Genomic DNA, 2833 nt, shown 5'->3' with positions numbered 1-2833 from the left:
TCCGCACTTGCTTCGCTTCGCCCGCCCAGCCAGCCGGAGGGCCCAAATCGCCGGGCCACGCCAATCCAACCTTGCACAGAAACTATACTCCCGTCTCTTGTCGCCGAAACCGTTTTCCTTTATAATGAACTTTGTGTAACAGTGACCAAATTTCGATATTCTGGAGGTTTTTCATTCATGCGTAGAACTAAGATTGTTTCCACGGTCGGGCCGGCCGCTAATACGACGGATATTATGGTGCAGCTGATCAAGGCCGGGGCGGATATTTTCCGCTTCAATTTCTCCCACGGCGATCACGAAGAGCAATTGGGCCGGTTCCAGAAGGCTCATGAAGCGATGAAGATCACTGGCAAGCGCATCGGCTTGATGCTCGATACCAAGGGGGCCGAGATTCGCAGTTCCGACGTCAAGGACGACGGCAAGATCCACTTCAACATCGGCGACAAGGTCCGCATCGGTATGGATGCCAGCATCTGGACCAGCAAGGACCTGATTGGGGTCAGCTATCCCGGCCTGTACGATGACGTCCACGTCGGCGGCCACGTCCTCTTCGACGACGGCCTGTTGGACATGAAGATCCTGGAGAAGGACGACAGCAAGCGCGAGCTGGTCACTGTTGTCGAGAATGCTGGCGACCTGGGCGGTAAGAAAGGCGTCAACGCCCCAGGCGTGGAAATCAATCTGCCGGGTTTGACCGAGAAGGACCGGGACGATATTACTTGGGGGCTGCAGCAGGGCTTCAACTACATTTCTGCCTCCTTCGTCCGTAAGCCCAGCGACGTTCAAGATATTCGCGACCTGGTGGCAGCCGGCCCGAACCCGCACGTGATGATCATCCCCAAGATCGAATCCCAAGAAGGCATCAATAATGCCGACGCCATTCTGGCCGTCTCCGACGGCTTGATGGTCGCCCGGGGCGACATGGGCGTGGAGATTCCCTTCGAGCTCGTACCGCGGGTCCAGAAGGACTTGATCCGCAAGGCTAACATGGCCCACAAGCCGGTCATCACCGCCACACAAATGCTGGATTCCATGCAGGAGAACCCGCGGCCGACCCGGGCGGAAGTGGCCGACGTGGCTAACTCAGTCTATGATGGTACTGACGCGACGATGCTCTCCGGCGAGAGTGCCAACGGTCACTATCCGGTGCAATCCGTTGCCGCCATGGCCCGCATTGACGAAGCCACGGACAAGGATCTGCCCCGCCACTCCGTCATCATGGACCAGTTCAACGCCAACGACAGTATCACAGACACCCTGGGATACTCCGTCGTTTCTGCCGCTGAGCGCGTCAATGCGAAGGTGATTGTTGCCGTCACCGCTAACGGCTTCACCGCCCGCAGCATTTCTCGCTTCCGGCCGAACATTCCCATCATTGCGCTGACCTTCACCACTGAGGTGGCGGATTCCTTGATCCTCTCCTGGGGTACGACCCCCATCGTCATTGATGGCACGGAGAACATCAATGAGATCTACGCCACAGCCGAGAAGGTCGCTATGGATCAAGGCCTAGTGAAGAAAGGCGACCGCATGGTCATCACCTTGGGCATTCCGTTCGGCAAGTCGCACCACACGAACAATATGTACGTGAAAGAAATCGGCGAGGACTAGTTTCCCCACGATGTATCCAGACACTTTTTTCTGAGTCCTGAAACAATTATCAGCAGAGTGCCAGTATTTTGTCCGGCAATCGTGGACGAAATACTGGCGCTGTTTTATTGCTGATTGCTGAGTAAGCGTCAAATAATTTAGTACGCAGACGAGGCTCCTGCCATCCTGTATGATTACAGGGTCGGCAGGAGCCTCGCTATTCATTATTCGAACTCTGCTGACTTACTTGGCGAACCGGGCTTGCATCGCCGGCGACCAAGGCAAATAGACTTGCAGTGCTGTCGGATCACTGGGCACTGCCAAGTTAGGAATCTCTTCAAAGAGGGCCTCTAAATAAGCCCGTGTGTTCAAGCCATTAGCTTCGGCTGAAGGCATGATGCTGAGAATGATACCTGTAGCCTTGGCACCCTGGAAACTGGTGGAGAATAGCCAGTTCTTTCGGCCCATGACCAGCTCTTTGATGGCGCGTTCCGCCCGGTTGTTGGAGATCTCCAGCCGACCGTCGGTCAACACGAGCGCCAGTCCGGCCCGCTGATTTTGGGCGTAGTCGACGGCTCTCCCGAGCTTTGTTTTTGGCAGGGCACCCAGGTCCTATAACCAGTCGTAGAACTGATCCATGATTTTGGTGAGGTTTTCCTGCCTTTTCCCTAAGCGCTCTGTTGGCGTGAGGTCATGCCACTTCTTCTCCAGGAGGAACATGGCATCACAATATTCAACAGCGATGTAAGCGGCGCTCTTTTTTCCGTGGTCTACGGTGACGAGATCAGTCTCGGCCTTGACGAGCTGCTTTCCCTTGCTTTGCGCTGCTTTCGCAGCTTTCTTTCGTTCGTCATTAGATAGGGCATCGAAGAACTTGCGCCGAATGTGGGCTAAGCAGGCAACGCGCTTAACGTGGGGCAGTTTTTCATAGACTTGATACCCGTCTGTTTGCAGGAAGCCGGTGTACTGACCCAGTTCCTCTGCAATTTGGGAGTATGCACGCCCATCCTTATGTTCATATAAGATGACCTGCCGCTTGGCATACCACCCGGACGCCATTAACCAGTAATAGGTCTTGCTTTTATCACTCTCGATGACTTTGTAGGGCGTCTCGTCGGCGTGGATAATGTCCTGTGCAATCAGCTCTTGCTTCATCAAGCCGTGGATAGTTTCGAGAGTGCGCTCGCAGGCCAAGATGTGCCAGTTAATGATGTTCTGCCGGGTGATCGGTACACCGAGCAGT

Annotated in this window: 2 pseudogenes; one reads left to right on the top strand and one right to left on the bottom strand. The window is 54.9% G+C overall.

From position 1 onward, the window contains the following. Window positions 1-177: 177 nt before the first annotated feature. Window positions 178-1602: pseudogene (gene pyk, locus L248_RS08665) on the top strand (pyruvate kinase); the annotation flags it as partial. 231 nt (window positions 1603-1833) lie between these two features. Here pyk and tnpC read toward each other — a convergent pair. Beyond that, window positions 1834-2784 (bottom strand): annotated as a pseudogene (gene tnpC, locus L248_RS16325) (IS66 family transposase). Window positions 2785-2833 lie beyond the last annotated feature (49 nt).

It is taken from the genome of Schleiferilactobacillus shenzhenensis LY-73, from assembly GCF_000469325.1.
GTDB lineage: Bacteria > Bacillota > Bacilli > Lactobacillales > Lactobacillaceae > Schleiferilactobacillus > Schleiferilactobacillus shenzhenensis.
Note: the sequence above shows the minus strand (reverse complement) of the source record. Positions and strands in the feature narration are given on the sequence as shown.